Origin of the sequence: Limnospira sp. PMC 1279.21, from assembly GCF_032349615.1 — a bacterium.
In the GTDB taxonomy this organism is placed as follows: Bacteria; Cyanobacteriota; Cyanobacteriia; order Cyanobacteriales; family Microcoleaceae; genus Limnospira; species Limnospira fusiformis.
Genome location: NZ_JARPLU010000101.1, coordinates 1 through 19,264 on the forward strand (window position 1 = coordinate 1; position 19,264 = coordinate 19,264).

At 44.7% G+C, this 19,264-nt stretch carries 20 protein-coding genes and 1 pseudogene; 5 read left to right on the forward strand and 16 right to left on the reverse strand.

All coding sequences use genetic code 11. The features are described from left to right. Positions 1–392: 392 nt before the first annotated feature. Positions 393–1,088 carry a 3-oxoacyl-ACP reductase FabG gene (fabG, locus tag P5683_RS15350; protein ID WP_006621878.1) on the forward strand — a complete coding sequence of 232 codons (696 nt, stop codon included), beginning with the start codon at positions 393–395 and terminating at the stop codon, positions 1,086–1,088. A gap of 77 nt (positions 1,089–1,165) precedes the next feature. Here the strand turns inward: fabG and P5683_RS15355 are convergent, their stop codons facing one another. The 6 genes from P5683_RS15355 to P5683_RS15380 form a co-directional block, all read right to left on the reverse strand. Continuing rightward, positions 1,166–2,563 carry an ATP-binding protein gene (locus tag P5683_RS15355; protein WP_006621877.1) on the reverse strand — a complete coding sequence of 466 codons (1,398 nt, stop codon included), beginning with the start codon at positions 2,561–2,563 and terminating at the stop codon, positions 1,166–1,168. Between the two features lie 5 nt (positions 2,564–2,568). Continuing rightward, complete coding sequence (locus P5683_RS15360) at positions 2,569–3,117, reverse strand: methanogen output domain 1-containing protein (RefSeq protein ID WP_006621876.1); 549 nt, start codon at positions 3,115–3,117, stop codon at positions 2,569–2,571. 156 nt (positions 3,118–3,273) lie between these two features. Next, entirely contained in the window at positions 3,274–3,867 is a 594-nt protein-coding gene (locus P5683_RS15365; RefSeq protein ID WP_006621875.1) for a CPBP family intramembrane glutamic endopeptidase, read from the reverse strand. Positions 3,868–3,896: 29 nt separating this feature from the next. Beyond that, positions 3,897–4,955, reverse strand: coding sequence for a DUF3326 domain-containing protein (locus tag P5683_RS15370; protein ID WP_006621874.1), 1,059 nt, complete (start codon positions 4,953–4,955; stop codon positions 3,897–3,899). Positions 4,956–4,961: 6 nt separating this feature from the next. After that, positions 4,962–5,156, reverse strand: coding sequence for a hypothetical protein (locus P5683_RS15375; RefSeq protein WP_006621873.1), 195 nt, complete (start codon positions 5,154–5,156; stop codon positions 4,962–4,964). A gap of 20 nt (positions 5,157–5,176) precedes the next feature. Further along, a complete protein-coding gene (locus tag P5683_RS15380; RefSeq protein WP_006668859.1) occupies positions 5,177–5,497 on the reverse strand; it encodes a 2Fe-2S iron-sulfur cluster-binding protein in 321 nt (106 codons plus the stop codon). 356 nt (positions 5,498–5,853) lie between these two features. Between P5683_RS15380 and P5683_RS15385 the strand changes: the two genes are divergently transcribed. Further along, a complete protein-coding gene (locus P5683_RS15385; protein ID WP_187758448.1) occupies positions 5,854–7,818 on the forward strand; it encodes an ABC transporter ATP-binding protein/permease in 1,965 nt (654 codons plus the stop codon). 34 nt (positions 7,819–7,852) lie between these two features. Here P5683_RS15385 and P5683_RS15390 read toward each other — a convergent pair whose 3' ends face one another. After that, positions 7,853–8,224, reverse strand: coding sequence for a DUF6464 family protein (locus tag P5683_RS15390; RefSeq protein WP_006621870.1), 372 nt, complete (start codon positions 8,222–8,224; stop codon positions 7,853–7,855). A 93-nt stretch (positions 8,225–8,317) separates the two neighbouring features. Here P5683_RS15390 and P5683_RS15395 point away from each other — a divergent pair, with 93 nt between their 5' ends. Both P5683_RS15395 and P5683_RS15400 read left to right on the forward strand, forming a co-directional pair. Next, positions 8,318–8,464, forward strand: coding sequence for a hypothetical protein (locus P5683_RS15395; RefSeq protein ID WP_155839094.1), 147 nt, complete (start codon positions 8,318–8,320; stop codon positions 8,462–8,464). 20 nt (positions 8,465–8,484) lie between these two features. Next, positions 8,485–8,790, forward strand: coding sequence for a ferredoxin-thioredoxin reductase variable chain (locus P5683_RS15400; RefSeq protein ID WP_006668855.1), 306 nt, complete (start codon positions 8,485–8,487; stop codon positions 8,788–8,790). A gap of 73 nt (positions 8,791–8,863) precedes the next feature. Here P5683_RS15400 and P5683_RS15405 read toward each other — a convergent pair whose 3' ends face one another. Then, complete coding sequence (locus P5683_RS15405) at positions 8,864–9,100, reverse strand: hypothetical protein (RefSeq protein ID WP_006621868.1); 237 nt, start codon at positions 9,098–9,100, stop codon at positions 8,864–8,866. Positions 9,101–9,567: 467 nt separating this feature from the next. Continuing rightward, positions 9,568–12,078: a phosphoenolpyruvate synthase gene (gene ppsA / locus P5683_RS15410; RefSeq protein ID WP_006621864.1), complete on the reverse strand. Its 2,511-nt coding sequence runs from the start codon at positions 12,076–12,078 to the stop codon at positions 9,568–9,570. Positions 12,079–12,528: 450 nt separating this feature from the next. On the opposite strand from ppsA, the gene P5683_RS15415 reads away from it, so the two are divergent. Further along, complete coding sequence (locus tag P5683_RS15415) at positions 12,529–12,882, forward strand: helix-turn-helix domain-containing protein (RefSeq protein WP_006668853.1); 354 nt, start codon at positions 12,529–12,531, stop codon at positions 12,880–12,882. Here the strand turns inward: P5683_RS15415 and P5683_RS15420 are convergent. From P5683_RS15420 to P5683_RS15455, 7 genes and pseudogenes are all read right to left on the reverse strand, one after another. Continuing rightward, positions 12,879–13,163: a DUF427 domain-containing protein gene (locus P5683_RS15420; protein ID WP_006621862.1), complete on the reverse strand. Its 285-nt coding sequence runs from the start codon at positions 13,161–13,163 to the stop codon at positions 12,879–12,881. The genes P5683_RS15415 and P5683_RS15420 overlap by 4 nt on opposite strands. An 89-nt stretch (positions 13,164–13,252) precedes the next feature. Beyond that, positions 13,253–14,132: pseudogene (locus P5683_RS26465) on the reverse strand (putative bifunctional diguanylate cyclase/phosphodiesterase). Beyond that, positions 14,133–14,330, reverse strand: coding sequence for a hypothetical protein (locus tag P5683_RS15435; RefSeq protein ID WP_006621860.1), 198 nt, complete (start codon positions 14,328–14,330; stop codon positions 14,133–14,135). Positions 14,331–14,465: 135 nt separating this feature from the next. Further along, positions 14,466–14,903, reverse strand: coding sequence for a hypothetical protein (locus P5683_RS15440; RefSeq protein WP_006621859.1), 438 nt, complete (start codon positions 14,901–14,903; stop codon positions 14,466–14,468). Between the two features lie 107 nt (positions 14,904–15,010). Next, positions 15,011–17,119, reverse strand: coding sequence for a phosphate acetyltransferase (pta, locus tag P5683_RS15445; protein WP_006621858.1), 2,109 nt, complete (start codon positions 17,117–17,119; stop codon positions 15,011–15,013). A gap of 120 nt (positions 17,120–17,239) precedes the next feature. Beyond that, positions 17,240–18,826: a glucose-6-phosphate isomerase gene (locus P5683_RS15450; RefSeq protein WP_006668847.1), complete on the reverse strand. Its 1,587-nt coding sequence runs from the start codon at positions 18,824–18,826 to the stop codon at positions 17,240–17,242. Positions 18,827–18,957: 131 nt separating this feature from the next. Beyond that, the coding region (locus P5683_RS15455) for a hypothetical protein (RefSeq protein ID WP_368664116.1) at positions 18,958–19,264 on the reverse strand (307 nt) is incomplete at its 5' end.

Below are 19,264 nucleotides of genomic sequence, written 5' to 3' on the forward strand. Positions count from 1 at the left end.
TCATCCTTGCTCTCTTGAGACAAGGTTTTCATGCTCCAGTGCTGTTCGTATAATCTCACCTACCCAGATTGGCAAGCTGCTAATCTGTAGCACCGGGCGGCTTTATTCATAAAGTCGTGAGTAATTCAGAATTTACAGGGGAGGCGCGCCCCCGCCATTAACAATTAATAATTGTTACACATTTATCATAATTCCTCTTGACAAATCTCCTAACTTGACGTATCCTAGGATAATGGGAAACAGTGCCACTATATATGGTATAATCAGAGGTCTATGGTAAATTTTCCCTGCCCTAGGATGGGGTTTTTAGCCACCGCCAAGATTTGTATGAGCCTAGATCTGCAACCAGAAAACCATTAAAGTTAATTGAAAGCCGATTATCAATTATCCAGATGAATAATAAACAGGTACTAATCACTGGCGGAACTGGGGGACTAGGTTTAGGAGTGACCCCCCTAGTGCTTAACCAAAAAGCTAAGGTCACGATACCCTATCGCAGTGAAGCAGAAGTCGATCGCCTTAAAGGTATCCTTTCCCCGACGGACTTTGAGCAAATTCGGTTTGTGGCGGTCGATCTCACGGACGAAAACGCGGTTAGTAAACTGATTAATGATATGGGTCGGGTTGATGTTCTGATTCATCTAGTGGGGGGTTTCTCCATGGGGGCTACCCACGAATATAGCTATGATAGCTGGAAACAAGACATAGACCTTAACTTAAATACCACATTCCTTGTATGCAAGCACAGCCTAGCTAAAATGCGACAAAATAACTACGGTAGAATCGTGACGGTAGGGAGTCGTGGTGCTATAGACCCAGCCGGACAATTAGCGGCTTACTGTGCTTCTAAGGCGGCGGTAGTGGCTTTAACTAAAGCGATCGCAGATGAAACCAAAAACACCAATATCACCGCCAACTGTGTGCTTCCCAGCGTCATTGACACCCCCAGCAACCGCGAAGCCATGGGTAGTGATAACGCTCACCAATGGGTAACACCCCAATCTCTAGGAGAGGTGATCTGCTTCTTAGCTTCAGAAGCCGCCAAAGACCTACGCGGTGCTGCTATTCCCGTCTACGGCAACATTTAAGCCTACATTCCCGTAGCGTCAGAAGCGACCATATCCAAACCCACCCAGATGGATATATTCTGACGCACCAGCACCACCTAGGTTTTTTGAGCCATATCCAAAATGTCAACCTCTACCAACCTTTCTGGGTCTGACCTGCTACTTTTAACGGGGGTTTGATGAATAGGAATCTCTACTCCCAATTCTGTTCCTTGGTGGGGGGTTGACCGACAAATCAATTGACCTTGATGCAGTTGGGTGATAATCTGATAACTAATTGATAACCCTAATCCCGTACCTTTCCCGACAGGTTTGGTCGTAAAAAACGGGTTAAAAATGTGAGGACAAACTTGGTCACAAATTCCTGAGCCATTATCTTTAATGGAAATCCTAATAGACTTGTGATCAATGAGTTGGGTAGAAATTATAATTTGGCTATAATGTGGGGAGTTGCGGTCTGGGGGTGGTTTTTGGTCGGATTCTACTAAAGCATCGATCGCATTACTAATCAAGTTCATAAATACCTGATTAAGTTGACCTGGATAACATTCTATTAAAGGTAAGTTTCCATAGTCTCGGATTACCTCGATTTTACCAGATTGTAAGGAAGTTTCTAAGCGATCGCGTAAAATCACTAAAGTGCTTTCAATACCTTCGTGAATATCCACCGCTTTGCACCCCGACTCATCCAACCGCGAGAAATTGCGTAGGGATTTAACAATCTTTAAAATCCGTTGAGTCCCTTTACGCATGGAATCTAACAAATTCTCTAAATCCTCTACCACAAAATCCAGATCTATTTCTGCTTTAAACTCTTCAATTTCTGGCGATGAGTCTGGATATGCTGTTTCATACATTTGGACTAGCTGCAATAAAGTCTCAATATATTCTTCAGCATGAACCAAATTGCCATCAATAAAGGTAACCGGGTTATTAATTTCATGAGCTATCCCGGCTACTAATTGACCGAGACTGGACATTTTTTCCGTTTGTATTAACTGAAGTTGAGTATTTTTTAATTGACGAAATGCCTCTTCTAATTCCTGGTTTTTCAGGGATAATGCGGCTTCGGCTTGTTTCCGATGGTGAATTTCTTGGCTGAGTTGATCAATTTTTTGATTTAAGACGGCAAAATCTAAATTGGCGGCTGCACTATTTTGTAAACGCAGTAAAATCAAAGCCGGAGATTCATGGGAAGCTGGTTGAATTACCGCACCCTCCGCACGACAGCTTAAATGCTCATCATTGGGGAGGATAAAATTTAAGGAACCGAAGGAGAATTGACGATTTCTGGCGCAGGTTTTTAAATATTCAAGAACTGAATCATGGGGGTTTTCAACAATTTCTAATAAATTCTTACCTCGTAGGTCTTTACTGCGACAATTAAGAAGTTTAGCAACCGGACGATTTGCTGCCAAAATATCACCGCTAACTGTAGCCAAAATTAACGGCTCTGGCAATACAGAAGCCACCTCTAAAAACTGTTCCGGTGTCATCTTTCTTATATTCCAAAATACTCCCGACCTTCGGCATCTTCGGCATCTTCCGTCTGTTGAAGATACACAACTACTCGACAGCCTGAATGACCTTGAGCAATAGTTTCCTGTAATTCTACTTTCGCATAACCGAGATTATCCGCAGCAATTGACCCAAATACATTAGAGGTCATCATACACATAGAAGGACGATTTAAGACCTTATCTCCAAAGGGACAAACTCGATTCCCAAAAACTATTTTTTCGTCGTCTTCTTCAATGACATAAAAATCGCCGTTAATGCGTCGCTTGAGGTCTACCAACACTTGAGCGACTTGTGAACGGGAGAGTTGAGAAAGTTGCAGGGCTGATTTATAATCTTGCTCAATGGCTCTACCCATTGACTGACCGACAACGCTGATAAAACCGGATGCTTCTTGTAAGCCGACAACGTTTTCCAGTGTCCCAGCGAGTTCTCTGATTAAGGTACGGAGAAAAATATCTCGTTCCAGGGGAATATCTAACTCCGTGAAAGATTGGTTGTTATCAGGGGATGAATGGGTAAGATTACTCATATTCCTGTGATTTGGTTAAGACTGATGTGCTTATTGACGTGACCCTAGGGAGATTATCGCATAAATAACTTGTATATGTCCACCGCTGAGATATTTATGCTGACCGGGTGGCTGGAGGAACAGAGATTGATTATGATTAGGGGGTTGATGAATGTTTTAGGTATGGGAACTGCCGATATATTTAAACTTCCAGAGAAAACCGGATATAAAATTAGTAAAAATGTGAGCCACAATGGGCACGACAAGGTTGCCTGTAGCTAAGGCACTATAGCCTAAAATTACTCCCACTAGGGTAGCCCAAATAATGTAAGGCCACTGTTGAGAACCGCTGAAATGGAGTAAGCCAAAAAAGATGCTGGAAACGACTAAACCCAGGGGATTCAACCCAATGGCTGCGAAAATTACACCCCGAAATAGTAACTCTTCACTGAGACCGGGAAGCAATCCCAACCAAATTAAATCTGGCCAGATTAAGGGGGTGAGAATTAGTTTTAAATAAATATCGGCACTGCGACTATAAGCCGGCCAAAGACGATAGAGAATTGCACTAGCCCCAGTAATTCCTACACCGATCGCTAATCCTTGAATTATGCCCAAAGTGGTGATTTCCACAGGTAAGATATAAAAATCACCAAAGAAAGACACGACTTTAGCAATGACTAGCAACAATAGGGCTGTCCCCCCCATGGCGATTAAAATTTGGGTACGGGTAAAGGATTCAAATTCTGGCTGATTGGGGATTTTTTCCACGATGATATTAGGGCTGGAGTATGGTTCTGTTAAGGGGTGTGCAGTCGGTTGAGAGTTGTTAGATTTGGTCTGAGGGCTTGATGATTAACTCCCTGTCGCCATGTTACCAAAACTCCGATCGCCTCTAAATATGATTTTACCGGGACGGTCTTAATACCGATCGCCTCTGGGGGGGTTGCCATAGTGGTGCGATTTTCGGCTACGGTGATCATCAGTTTGGCACTATTAGCAAAACTCAGGATAGCACTACCACCACAGGCCGTTTCTGGAACTACCACCGCATCAACTTGATTAGCCCAGATGCTATCAGGTGCTGTCAACCGAGACTGGACATATTGGGGCGCACGACTCAACCCGGCTAATACACAGGGAAGGAATGTATAGCCTATTTCTTCCGCCGCCGAACGGGGTGATAAATGGGGGTCTAGGGGTAAAGGTAACAGAGCGGGAGCGTGGGCGCAGGGGATGCGAAAATGTCGGACAATGAGATGGCTAATAATAGCCTCCGCTCCAGCGAGAGGATCAACACCCTGTCCCTGTCGATACTGGCTGAGAGCCACACTGCCTTCATCATCGGGAAATCTAGCCACCACTGCGATCGCTTCCGCTCCCGCTTTATCGATCAACTGTTTTGCCCCCCGCAGTAAACTATCTGGGTTGCCAATGGTTCCCCAAGAAGCACCAGAGGGGGCTATTCTTAGCTCTACGTTGAGGGGAGCATCGGTAATGACATAATCAGTCATATTGATGCCCAGAGTCGCTCTAGCGCCATCCGCCGCCTGTAGGTGTCGCAGTTGCAATTCTGGTTCCATACCGCGATCGAGTAATAGTCCCACTCGGTTACTGTGGACGGGTTGGAGTCCCCAACACCCCGCCGCCATTTGGTCTAGCGCATATCCTTCCACATAGAGGGCATTAGGTATAGGCCAGTACAACTGAGCGCCGTTAAGGACGTTGGGATGGGTGATTAACCTATCACAGACTCCAGATAGCGATCGAGCAATGGGTAAGGCATCCCCCGCATAGCCACCCAAATCCGCCCCTATTCCAGTAGGGACTATCATTACCACAGTAAAGGGGCGAGCCATGATTGTCTATTGAGGCTGACCGGGATGGTCGCCTGTCGTGACAACTGCTTCTACATGGGCGATTTGGCGGTCAGTATCCACCTTGGTAATCGCCCAGCGCAGGGGTTCGCCCCGGCTTTCTAATTCGGTGGCGATCGCTTCTTGTAAAGCCTTTGGGGATTCAGTTAAATCTATTTCAGCAGTAATAAAGTGGGTAGTCATTTCTCGTCAATTCAAAAATCCTATGAACTTGCACCAAATTGGCGCTGATAGACCTCTTCTTCCTTTCCGGTTTCCACCTTCAAATCTGAGCGCGGATGGGCTATACACAGCAATACATAGCCCTGTGCTTGCAGATCGGGGCTCAACCCCATACCCTCACTCTGATCAACTTCTCCTTCCAGGATTTTAGCAGCACAGGTAGTGCAAACTCCAGCATTGCAGGAATTTGGTAAACTAAACCCCGCCTCTTCCGCTACTTGCAGGATATACTTATCCGACGGCACATCAATCTCGTGAATTTGGCCCTCGTGGTGAATCTCCACCCTATAGGTGTTAGACATGATTGGGTTAATACTCCTTCCACATTGAACAATCAGTTTTATAGTTTACAATGACAGGGTCAAATATATCCCTGATTGTTCGCTGAACCTAACCATTCAGGATAATAGCGCCCGCCGGGTTAACTTCCTCTATTGCAACTTTATCGGAAATTATTGTTCTGTATGATAGAGTAATTCCAGGTTTTTGTTATAAACTTTTTGGGTAAAAGTCAGAAACCTTGTAGATCTACTTTTGGTCGTTATCACCTATAAGTTTAACCGGCCTTCCCTCCATTGTGCTTTGACCTTCTTGCCTAATCTGGGTATGGCTCCCGGGTTATCCCATTCAAGTTCAATAATTGGTCTAGCATTAACAGATGAATCGATTTGATAGTCAACTTTGGAGACGATTTCTCAGCATCGCACAACCGTTTTTTTATCCCCTAGGACCTGGTAGTGGCAGGGTTTTTTTGTTATTGATGTTGCTGCTGCTGGTTTTCTTGTTTGGGGTCGCTTTTGTGTTGGTCACCGCCGTTACTTTCGCTAGTCAACTGCTGTTTCCTGAGTTTTTTAATCGCATCGCTCCCGGCTTATTGGAAACTATACAAGGGGTGATTTATTCTCCCTCTATTATAGTCGTGGCTTTGATGCTGCTTGTACCCGCCATGGTATTCTACTGGTATCGCCGTCAATGGTTGACTCGCTGGCAACCTTGGGCTTTTTTGAGTGTCCTGCTATTTATTTCTTTGGCTGTTAGTGGCTTAAATGTCATTATTAGCTATGTGGGAAACTTTTTTATGACCGCTCTCTCAGAGAGAAATGAGGAGGAATTTTGGCGGTTTCTGTTTGTTTATGCTGGTGTCTTTGTCGTGGGTACTCCCATCGTGGTTCTCTATGGTTACACACGCGATCGCCTCGGTAACTATTGGAGGAAATGGTTAACTAATCGATTTCTGGATAATTATTTTCAGAATCGCTCCTACTATGAAATAGACTCCCATAAAGATATTGATAACCCTGACCAACGTATCTCTGAGGATATTCGGGCTTTTACGATTACTAGCCTCCGATTTTTACTGATTATTTTAGGCGCGGTAATTGATGTAATTTCCTTCACGGGTATTCTGTGGTCTATTTCTAAACAATTGTCCCTGTTCCTGTTAATTTATGCCGTATTTGGTACAGGGGTCACAGTCTTATTAGGTCGGCGCTTAATTACCCTCAATTTTAATCAGCTTAAACTGGAGGCAAATTTCCGTTATGGTTTAGTCCATGTCCGCGACAATGCCGAATCTATCGCCTTTTATCAGGGAGAAAACCGCGAATCTCAGCAGGTTAAAAATAGGTTTTTCCAAGCCTTTAATAATTTTAACCTCCTGATTGGTTGGCAGAGAAATGTAGATTATTTCACTACTGGGTATCGCTATCTTGTGATTATTTTACCCTCTCTGATTATGGCTCCTCTGTATTTTGCCGAACAAATCAGATTTGGAGATATTACCCAGGCGGGTTTTGCCTTTTCTCAAGTGTTAAGCGCTTTTTCGATTGTGGTCAGTCAAATTGAACCCTTGAGTAGATTTGCGGCGGGTATTAATCGTTTGACTGGGTTCTCCGAAGCCCTGGAAGTGAGCGATCGCACCCCCACAGGGAAACCTCAAATTGACCTCATGATAGACTCTCCTTTGGCGGTGAAAAATCTCACCTTAGAAACTCCTAACTATCAGAAAACATTGGTGCGGGATTTATCCCTAGAGTTAGCACCCGGTGAGGGTTTATTAATTGTTGGTCAAAGTGGAGTAGGGAAAAGTTCCCTATTACGAGGAATCGCGGGTTTATGGCGATCGGGAACTGGGGTGCTAGTGCGTCCGGAACTTAGCGAAATGCTATTTCTCCCCCAGCGTCCTTATATGATTCTGGGAACCCTGCGAGAACAATTACTCTATCCTAACTCCCATCTAAACATCGACGACACCGAATTAGAATCCGTTTTGAAACTCGTTAATCTGGGTGATTTAAGCGATCGTGTTGGTAGCTTTGATGTAGAATTGGATTGGGCTAATGTTCTCTCCCTCGGAGAACAGCAACGCCTCGCCTTTGCTCGTCTGTTGCTCACTCAACCTCGCTATGCTATCCTTGATGAAGCTACCAGCGCCCTTGATATGAAAAATGAGGAGTTGCTGTATCAAAAACTCAACCAGATGAACACTACTTACGTTAGTGTCGGACACCGGATGAGTTTACTGCAATATCATCACCACGTTTTAGAGTTGATGGAAGACCAAAAATGGCGTTTAATATCCCCACAGGAATATCAAGCAGACCTGAATTTATTTGCGGGATAGTCTCCGTTTTTGACCGCTTCTGATTTCGCCGTCATTATCCGGGGGGTGTTTCTTCCAGGGACTCATAAAAGCGACATCGATCGCAGGGTCCCTGGGGATTTACCGCACAGCGAAATAACTCCGATCGCGCATTAAACCGACAACTAGCATCCCCTATTACCCAATGTCCATTGACTAAACTCTTCTCCTGGGGTTCTTCAGCCGACTGTACATATAGAGCAATTTTACTTAGGCGGTAACGACCTGATTTTAAATGATAACGGTGTCGGCGTTCCAAAACTGCATAGGTTTGACCCTCTAAAACCAAATAATGGCCAGGTTGGGGAGTCCAATCAAAACACACATTTCCTAGGGACTTACGCGGCTCGGTTAAAATTACTTCTGTTGGTAGTGAATATGATTCCATGAATTTCCCCAATTTTCACAAAACACCTGCCCAATTGTATCTTAAAATATACCCCCAGAAGCTGAACCAAGATTGGTCCACTTTTCTGGCAAAATGTCAAGGGTCTTAGGTAGTCCCTCCCGCTTCCCCACTGACCCGAATAATTCCCGGAAATCCCCAATTATCGATGATTTCAGGCGATCGGGAACTGTGATTTTCCCCGCCGGGAGTTTGAGATTTGCCTATTTCATGTCAAGATAAAAAACTGTCTGTTCTAGTGAGTGTCGCTGGGTGGTCGCACAACTATCGCAGCCACTTCTGTAGGCATTTTTACCGAAATACATGAGTTGGAATTTATGAAAGTCGGCGATCGTGTTCGCGTCAAAGAGTCAGTGATTATCTATGTCAATCCCGAACACCGCAATCAACCTTCTGATGCTAAGGGATTGGAGGGGGAAATTGTATCCATCCTAACAGACTGGAATGGTAGACCTATTACCCCTAATCTGCCTGTTATAGTACAGTTTAACCCCAAGTTTAAGGTTCACTTCAGAGAGGAGGAGTTAGAAGTGATTGAGGAGAGTTAGAAACTATCTGGGGAACTATTGGGGACAAAGAGACATCAGTTGACCGTTTCTTGAGTCCCTCACCCCGGCAGCTTTAGTGGCGACCCCGCAAAAACCACCCCAGCAGGTTAAAATCACCTAGCATTTTCTGCATCTCTTGACGGTGGCGATTGGCTGTCTCATAATACCACTGGCAATAGCGATCGAAGTCCTCACGATATTCGACTTCCTGATAAAATTCCCGTGTTGTCGTCGTGGCTTCTAATGCTTCTATGATTTCCCCTGGGGGTGGCGGCGCTTGTGGAATTATGTGTTCCCAGTTGGAGTGCATAATCTTTCTGGCTAAGGTTGACTTTTCCGTACATCAAGCAGGGGTCGCTGTTAGTAAAATCCAGGCGATCGCTAAACCGATGGCTACAAACAGCTTTAATATGACCCCTTTACCTGTCTTTAATTTCTCTTTCACCGATTCATAGAACCGAGTTACTTTCGGTTAGAAATAGCCTCCACATCATATCACCGCCTAGATTTTTTGTCAACCTGTTGGTGAGAGTTTAGAAACCCGGTTTCTCACCAGCCATCTCTTGGGGAAGGAGAAACTCTCCTAGAAACCGGGTTTCTCCTGGGGTGGGTGAGAGTTTAGAAACCCGGTTTCTCACCAGCCATCCCTTGGGGAAAGAGAAACTCTCCTAGAAACCGGGTTTCTCCTGGGGTGGGTGAGCGAAAAAAACTGCCCCGGTTTCACCAGAGCAGTTTTAAATTAGAACTCAGAAGTTACTTAGTATCCTAAACGGAACTCTATTTAGCCTGAGCGACTTCCATGATATCATCAACCAAAACGCCAGACTCTTCCATCTTGCCAATGTCGAGGATGGTCTTAATCACAGAGTCGGGGTTCAAACTCATCGAGTCAATACCCAACTCAACCAAGAACCGAGCAAACTCTGGATAGTCACTAGGCGCTTGACCACAAATACCAATCTTGCGACCATATTTCTTAGCTGCTTTGATGGCGATCGTGACCATCCGACGTACCGCCTCATTGCGTTCGTCAAAGATATGAGCCACCAGTGCGGAGTCACGGTCCAAGCCTAGAGTTAACTGGGTCAAGTCGTTCGAGCCGATGGAGAAGCCATCGAACACTTGAGCGAACTCATCAGCAAAGATGACATTACTCGGCAATTCGCACATCACATAAACCTGGAGGCCGTTTTCGCCCCGTTTCAGGCCATATTTCTCCATTTCAGCCAACACCTTGCGGCCTTCATCAGGAGTCCGACAGAAAGGAATCATCGGCACCACATTGGTCAGACCCATTTCGTCGCGCACCCGTTTCAGAGCCACACATTCCAGACCGTAGGCTTCCCGGTAGTTGGGGTCGTAGTAACGGGATGCACCCCGCCAGCCGATCATCGGGTTCTCTTCTTTGGGTTCAAACTGACGACCACCTAACAGGTTGGCGTATTCGTTACTCTTGAAGTCCGACATCCGCACAATCACTGGGTTCGGATAGAAAGCCGCTGCGATCGTGCCAATACCATGAGCCAGTTTATCAACAAAGAAGTCCGGCTTATGATCATAGAGTTTGGTCAGTTCGCCAATTTCCCGCTTAACTGATTCATCTTCCAGTTGGTCATACTTGAGCAACGCCAAGGGGTGAGCCTTAATATGATTAGCGATAATAAACTCAAGACGAGCCAAACCTACACCATCGCAGGGAATAGATGCCAAACCAAAGGCTTCTTCTGGGTTCCCCACATTCATCAGAATTTGAGTGCGGGTCTTAGGTAAGTTGTCCAGAACAGTTTCGTTCACATCAAAGGGCACTAACCCTTCATACACCCGTCCTTCTTCCCCTTCCGAACAGGAAACTGTAATGTCTTGTCCGGTCTTGACCACTTCCGTAGCATCTCCGCAACCAACGATCGCCGGAATACCCATTTCACGAGCAATAATCGCCGCGTGACAAGTCCGACCGCCAGCGTTAGTGACAATAGCACTGGAACGCTTCATAATCGGTTCCCAGTCGGGGTCAGTCTTGTTGGTAACTAATACTTCTCCCGGTTGGAAATCATCAATCCGGTGAACATCCATAATTACCCGTGCTTTACCCTGACCGATCATTTCGCCAACTGCACGACCGCGAGATAGCACGTTGCTAGTTCCGTTGAGTTTGTAAGACCGCAGGACACTGCCCGATTTTTGGGATTGTACCGTTTCTGGACGTGCTTGGACGATGAACAGTTCACCCGTGACACCATCTTTCGCCCACTCAATATCCATAGGTGTATAGCACCCACGAACTGTTGAGTAGTGATTTTCGATGATAACCGCCCATTCAGCCAGCTTCAGGATTTCATCATCTGTAATACAGAACTTCTCGCGTTCGGAAACTGGGACGCTTACGTTTTTGGTGAGTTTCGTGCCACCAATGTCGTAAACCATCTTCAGTTCTTTTGTGCCTAAGCGCTTCTCTAGGATAGGACGGAATCCTTGTTTCAGAGTAGGCTTGAATACAAAGTATTCATCAGGGTTAACTGCACCTTGTACCACGTTTTCCCCTAAACCATAGGCCGCTGTCACTAGGGCAGCATTCTTAAAGCCCGTTTCTGTGTCAATTGAGAACATGACACCGGAGGAAGCTAGGTCAGACCTAACCATTTTCTGTACACCCACCGACAAGGCAACATCGAAGTGATCAAAGCCTTTAATTGTCCGGTAGGAAATCGCCCGATCTGTAAAGATGGAAGCAAAACACTTATGGCAAGATTTTAAGACTGTATCTTCCCCATAAACGTTTAAGTATGTTTCTTGCTGACCTGCAAAACTCGCATCAGGCAAGTCTTCTGCTGTAGCACTAGACCGCACCGCTACGTCAATATCACTGGCATAGCGTTTGCATTCTTCCTTATAATCTGAATCGAACTTCTCACAGAATTCTGCTGAAGTCCCGTAACGTTCACACAGTTTTCTGTAATAACTAACAATTGCTTCTTCAAGTTCTGGAGGGAAGGGGGTATCTAGGATCAAAGCGCGAGCCTGCTTACCCCGCTGCCGCAGGTTGGGCATATCTTCTACATCTAGATCCGAGAACAGTTCGCGTAGTTTGACTTCTAAGCCCGCTTTTTCGATAAAGTAGCGATAAGCATAGGCCGTGGTAGCAAAACCTGTGGGAACGCTAACCCCTTGGGAGCCTAGCTGTTGGATCATCTCCCCTAGGGATGCGTTTTTTCCACCTACTAATGGAACATCGACAATTCCTACTTCCTCAAACCACAGTACGAATGCTTTTTCTTTATTTTCAACCATTATGAAATTCCTCCAAACTTGAATAACAGTCTGGTAGAGAGTACAGCCAAATCTTTCTACACTTCCAGAATATTCAGTCTTACTGATACTCTGATTTTCATGCAAATAGACTATCTGGCAATAGGTATGGCAAACCTTATTGCTCCAAAACTCAGCATTTAGACTTAGTTAATTTTGGTTTGACTGTCGATCTACAGGCTGAGATTTTTTTTCGTCACAGAGGGTTTTTTTTCCCTCTGTTTATAGAGTATTACTTTCTATAAAAATTACAATATAGTTTACTAAAGTTATCTTAGTTACCCAAAGTACAAAAATATTGCTATGATGGAAATACAGCCGCTTATTAAAAAAGTTTAAAACTTCTGTGGCGGTTGGTAACCACTAAAGTAAACCTTAAAATTTGTTAAAATGAAAGTTACAAAACATTGCGAAAACTCCCAAGCAGGCCCAATGTCAACTAGTTCGGAAAACTCTACTGAGACCGAACAGCCTTGTCCTATAGAATATATATTGGATAGAATTAATAGTAAGTGGTCTTTTTTAATTTTGCGGGAACTTTTGATAGATAACCGCCGTACTCATCAACTACAGGAAGCACTTCCGATTAGTACGAAAACCTTGACAATTCGGTTGAGGGAATTAGAAAAATATGGTATGATAGAAAGGAAGGTTTATCCAGAAATACCCCCTAGGGTAGAATATTCTCTCACACCTAGGGGACGAAATATCAAGCCAGTCATTGATGCCCTACAAGAGGCAGGAGAAGCTTGGTTATCTGATGAACAGGTAGTCGGAGGTAGTTAAACCTCGACTTTTACGCCTCTCCAGAAGGCGATATAACCTTGGATCTTCTGGGCAGCGGGTAATGGGCTAGGATAATACCAAGCAGCATCTTTGTTAACTTCGCCTCCCACCTCCAGGGTATAGTAACTAGCGACCCCCTTCCAGCCACAGGTGGTGTGGGTGTCGCTATTTCGGAAGTATTCTTTTTTAATGGAGTCTGGGGGGAAATATTGATTGCCTTCGACGACTTCACAATTATTGCTTTCGGCAATAACGACCCCATTCCAAATTGCTTTGGCCATAAAATTTTCCTAAACTCAAGTTTTGTGATGGCTTAATTATACATAGTTTTTGATGGTTGGTGAGGGGATAACTTCTAACCTGCTTCTTTTCAACAATTATGATGTTGGCGCTGGAGATAGTCTTCGAGTGCGGCTACGGACATGGGTTGAGCGAGTAGATATCCTTGGATGGTTTGATATTTGAGGTTTTGTAGTTGTCTGAGTTGACCTTGGGTTTCGACCCCTTCAGCTACTAAGTTGATATCTAAACAGTTGGCCATTAAGGCGATCGTTCTGACAATTTCAACACTTTTCTGATCTCGTTCCATACCGCTAATAAATGATTTATCAACCTTAATGGTGTCGAAGGGGAAATTGTGGAGATAGCTTAAAGATGAATACCCGGTGCCAAAATCATCTATACATAGGTTAATTTTACGGGATTTGATTTGTTTTAAGATGTCGGTAATATCTTCGGCATTATTCATTAAGGCGGTTTCGGTAATTTCGAGTTGAATTTGTTGGGGGGGGAATTTCAGTAACTTTTAAGATATGATCAATTTGGCTTAATAAATTGGGCTGCATCAGTTGTATCACGGAAACATTAATGTTAATAAACATGGAGGCGACCTGGGGAAATTGCGATCGCCACTGTTGAAATTGCCAACAAGCCTGACCAAATCCCCAGGTTCCCAAGGGAATAATAAAACCGGTTTCTTCCGCCAAAGGAATAAATTCAAAGTTAGAAATAAGCTGAGTGTTATTATACCATCTAATCAGGGATTCAAAGCCGACTATTTTGAGGGTCTCAGCGCCGAAAATTGGTTGATAATAAAGCTGAAACTTACGGTCATTAAAGTCTCGTCTCATTTGATTATCCAACTCTAGCTGACGACTAGCATAGGCTTTAAATTCGTGATTAAATATCGTATAACTTGTATTGGGGGAACGGCGACATTGATGCACAGCTAATTCTGCTGCTTGTAACATTTATTCGGGATTTTCCCCACAGTCATAACTCAAAGCCAACCCCATTTTTACCTGTTTAAAAAGTTCATGTTCTGAGAGATTAAATGGTTGAATAAACAGATGGCTAATATAATTGAGAATTTGATGGGCTGATTCCAAGTCTCCTACCTGTTCCCAGAGAATGATAAACTCATCAGCCATACCGACTCTAGCAATCATGACGGCATCAGGAAGATAGGTAGTCAGGCGGTTAGTGATAGCGATTAATAGCTGTTATGAGAATTCATATCCCAGGGTATATTTAATGGATTTGAAATGGACAACATCAAGGTGAATAACTGCAAATGTATGATTTTATGGGTGAGTTTGTTTTAATAAAGACTCCAGTTTATCTAACAAGAAAGACCGCCAAGGCAGTTTAGTCAAAGAGTCATATTCAATGTAGCTTCTCAGTTGCTTTTGTAACTTAATATATTCGGTAATTTTGCTTAAAATTATCAGTAATTGCATGGTTTTTTTGGATGCCATTTTATGGTTCATTTCCTGAAGCGATCGCTGATATTTTTGGAGAAGCTGATATAATAAAAGGCTGGTAATAGCCATAAATATTAAGCCTTTGAAAGTAGTCAGATAAGTAAACTGGCTATAATTACCAATAATAGTTTCTATAGCCTGATCAGAAATGAGTATCCAGACCGCGCCAATAACAGCGTAACTAAGGACTATTCGACGAGGGAGGTCTTTGGTTAATGTATGTATATTCATGGTCAAAGCCATTGACAAGGTAAACATCAGAGCATAGACTCTGTTATGGTGAAACCAGGATGGCTCACCATTATGGAGTCTTACCCATTAACAGTATTCTATCTGAGATGCTACAATGTCCAGTGTTTATGGAATTAATGGGAGTGACAATGTGTGCCTAGATTCGCTTGAATAGCAGTAATTGCTACTGTATTAACAATATCGGTGACGGTGCAACCGCGACTCAAATCATTAACGGGTTTTTTCAATCCCTGCAAAATTGGTCCGATCGCCACAGCATTAGCTGATCGCTGTACAGCCTTGTAAGTATTATTCCCGGTATTCAAATCGGGAAAAATAAAAACCGTGGCACGACCAGCCACCTGGCTATCAGGTAGCTTAGTTTTAGCGACACTCTCATCAATAGCAGCATCATACTGGATCGGGCCTTCAATTTTCAAGTCGGGGCGCAGTTGACGAGCGATGATGGTAGCTTGCTTAACCTTTTCGACATCCTCACCCTGTCCGGATTCTCCAGTAGAATAAGACAACATAGCCACCCTAGGTTCAATGCCAAACATTTGAGCAGTCAAAGCGGAACTGATAGCAATATCAGCCAATTGTTGAGGATTAGGATTAGGATTTACGGCACAGTCGCCATAAACCAAAATCCGATCTTCCAACCCCATTAAAAAGACACTAGAGACAATAGAAGTACCGGGAATGGTGCGAATAAACTCCAAAGCGGGGCGGATCGTGTGACCTGTGGTATGGACTGCTCCCGACACCATACCATCAGCGTGTCCCTTATAAACCATCATGGTACCAAAATAGCTAACATCGAGCATGACATCATAGGCCCCGTCTTTAGCAATACCCTTATGTTTACGGAGATTAAAATAGGTTTCAGCATAGTCTTCATACCAGGGGGATCTAGCCGGATCAATAATCTGGACTTGGGATAAATTCAAACCGAGGGCGGCAATACGTCCGCGAATTTCTGCTTCTGAACCTAATAAGGTAATATCTGCGACTCCCCGCCGCCACAAAATCTCAGCGGCTTGTAAAATCCGATCTTCGCGTCCTTCGGGTAGAACAATATGCTGTCGATTAGCTTTAGCCCTTTGAATCAATTGATACTCAAACATGATCGGAGTCATGCGAGAGGGACGGGAAACCTGTATGCGCTCCTCAATTTGACCCAAGTTGACATGAGTTTCAAATAACCCCAAAGCTGAGGCAATTTTGCGATCGTTGTCTGGGGTAATAGCACCATGTACCCGGTCTACATTCATGGCAGTTTCGTAGGTATCAGTCTTAACTGTGATCATGGGAACTGCCCAATGGGGACATCCATCGATGAGGCTTTGGATAGTGGCTGGTAGTTCCAGACCGCCACTAAGAATAATTCCGGCAATATTAGGATAGTTCTCGGAAGTAGCGGCGACGGCGCAGGCGAGAATAATATCAGCCCGATCGCCTGGGGTAATAATTAGGCTACCTTCTTTGAGGTATTTGAGGAAATTGGGAACTTGCATGGCGGCGACGCGCAAATCAAAAACCTCGCGGTTAAGGCGATCGTCGGATGGGCCATAGATTTGTTGACCGCCGAGTTTCTGGGCAATTTCGGCGACTGTGGGTTTAGCTAAAATGGGTTCTTCTGGAATGACAAATAGGGGATCTGGAAATTTCCAGAGAGTTGTCAACTGTTCCATAATTCCTGGAACATTGTGGTTATCGACACGGTTAACTACAGTAGCGGCGATCGCGCAACCTTCTTCAATAAAGGCTTCCCGTTCGGCTAGTAAGGCACTCATTAATTGATTGGGGGTTTTACCGCTACCGCTGGCTACAATCAAAATGGGACAACCTAGGTGGTTAGCAAATCGGACGTTAAAATCAAACTCGAAGGCGGAAGCGATATCAGTAAAATCGGTTCCCTCGCAGACTACAAAATCACAATCTTGCTCAACGGCTTTATATTTTTCGATGACTTGCTTAATGACTTCATCATAGCGACCCTCACCAATCAAATTTTGAGCTTCTTCGTGGGTGAGAGCATAGTAAGATTCATAGGGTAGGGCTTGGTGTAGGCGACTGCGAACTAATTGGATATCTCTGTCAGGAGTGGTGTGACTACGAATAATGGGACGGAAAAATCCCAATTTTTGAATTCGTTTGGAAAGCAATTCTATGATTCCGAGTACGACTAGGGATTTGCCACTCCCGGGTTCAATGGTAGCAATGTAGAGGTTCTCAGCCATTCCTTTCACTCCTAGTTATGTCCTGCCCTCCCATGCTACACCAATGAAAACTTACCCGATCTGTGGGGGGAGAAAGACCGGGTGAATAGGAATTATGGATTGGGCGCTAGTGGGTTAAGTTTAGCGCCATTTGGCGATCAGTTGGCCGGGTTTACTGGGGTCTCCGCTCAATTCTACTCCTCGGTCATTAGCTGCTAGGTGACGCAGGATTTTATATAGGGTTTCTACCTGTTCCTGGGCATCTATTTTGGTGGCTAAGTCGGAGATAGAAATACCTTGGCTATGGCTGCGTAAGGCTTGTAAACTTTGGTGTTGTAACTCTAGAACCTGGGCGGCGGCTTTTTTCCCGGCTTCGACTCCCGGTTGGTGATAGGCGTTGATGTTGACTAGGGAAGCATATAGACTGACAGCACGTTCATAGAGAGCGACTAGAGCGCCTACAGTGTATGGATTTACTTCGGTAATAGTTACGGTAATGGAGTCTCGTTGGTTGTCGTATAGAGCCTCTCGTGTGCCTTGTAGGAAGCCTGAGAGATAGTCTCCGGCGGTGACTCCGGGTTCGATTTCTGAGGATGGTCCTTGGCGATCGCGTAGGACTTCGATAAAGGTGGCGAAGAAGTTAGGAACCCCATCTCGAAGCTGTTGGACGTAGGCGTGTTGGTCTGTGGAACCTTTGTTACCGTAGACGGAGATACCTTGGTTGACGATGTTTCCATCTAGGTCTTTTTCTTTTCCCAAGGATTCCATGACTAATTGTTGCAGATAACGGCTCAAGAGTATGAGTCTGTCCTTGTAGGGGAGAATTACCATATCTTTTTGACCACGGCCACCTCCGACGGCATACCAACATAGGGCCAGCAGGGCGGCGGGGTTGGTTTTGATGTCGGGTTGGCGGGTGGCTATATCCATGGTTTGAGCCCCTTGGAGTAGGGCATGAATATCTATGCCTTGTAGGGCGGCGGGAAGTAGTCCTACGGCTGACATTTCCGAGGTGCGACCACCGATCCAGTCTTCCATGGGGAAGGTTTCCAACCATCCTTGGCTGGTGGCTTCTTGGTAGAGTTTACTACCGATTTGGGTAGTGGCGATCGCTTGATCGGGAAAGTGGAGGTTTTGCTTGAGTAAGGCTTGTTTAACTTCCATCATGCCGTTACGGGGTTCTGGGGTGCCGCCGGATTTGGAAATTACTAAGATTAGGGTACTCTTTAGGCGATCGCCTAGTCGTTGCAGAATCCGATCTATGCCATCGGGGTCACTATTATCAATAAAGTGGATGTTGATCAGTGGGTAATCTGGGGCTAAAGCATCAGCCACAAATTGTGGTCCTAGGGCTGATCCTCCAATACCAATGGAGAGTAAATCTGTAAATTTTTCGGCTTGGGGGGGTTTAATCTCACCCTTATGGACTTTAGCGACAAAGGTTTCTATTTTGTTAACTGTGTCGATAATTTGCTGTTTGATTTGGGGAGTAGGTGCTAACTCCGGGTTTCGCAGCCAATAATGGCCTACCATTCGCTGTTCATCTGGATTAGCGATCGCCCCACCTTCGAGGGCTTCCATGTCTCGAAATGCCCCGTCAAACTTGGGCTTCATGGCTTCCAGAAAAGCCTGATCAAACCTAATCCGACTGATATCGAGGTACAGTCCTATTTCTTCGTGGTAGTACAGCCAGTCTTGGTATCTTTGCCAGAGTGTAATGGCATCCATAATCACTGTTTCCCCGTTATGTACAAGTTGCCAGTCCAGAACATCTATGAGGGTTTAACCGCTTTTACCCTTCCGCAATTCATTGATAGAGCCTTATCTATCAGCACATATTCTACAACAGTTCTCAAAACTTAAACATGGGGTTTAGGCAGAATTCTCAGAAACTTGACGATTTGGCCCGTCATCTCTAGGCCGATTAAATAGCGATCGATGGTGAATCGATAAAAAATACCAGTCGAACCCACCGCACGAAATTCCGGTAATTCTTGTAAGCGATTAATTTGGGGAAACTTGACGAAAACGATTTGATAAACTCGCCAATAGGCATCCGTGTCTAAGGCAGTTAAGTCTTGTAAAAAAGAGCGTGCATAACGAACTTCAACATTCACGTAAACCTCTTGGGAGCGTGGAAGCCCCGTGTCTTTAGACCGGGGAGGG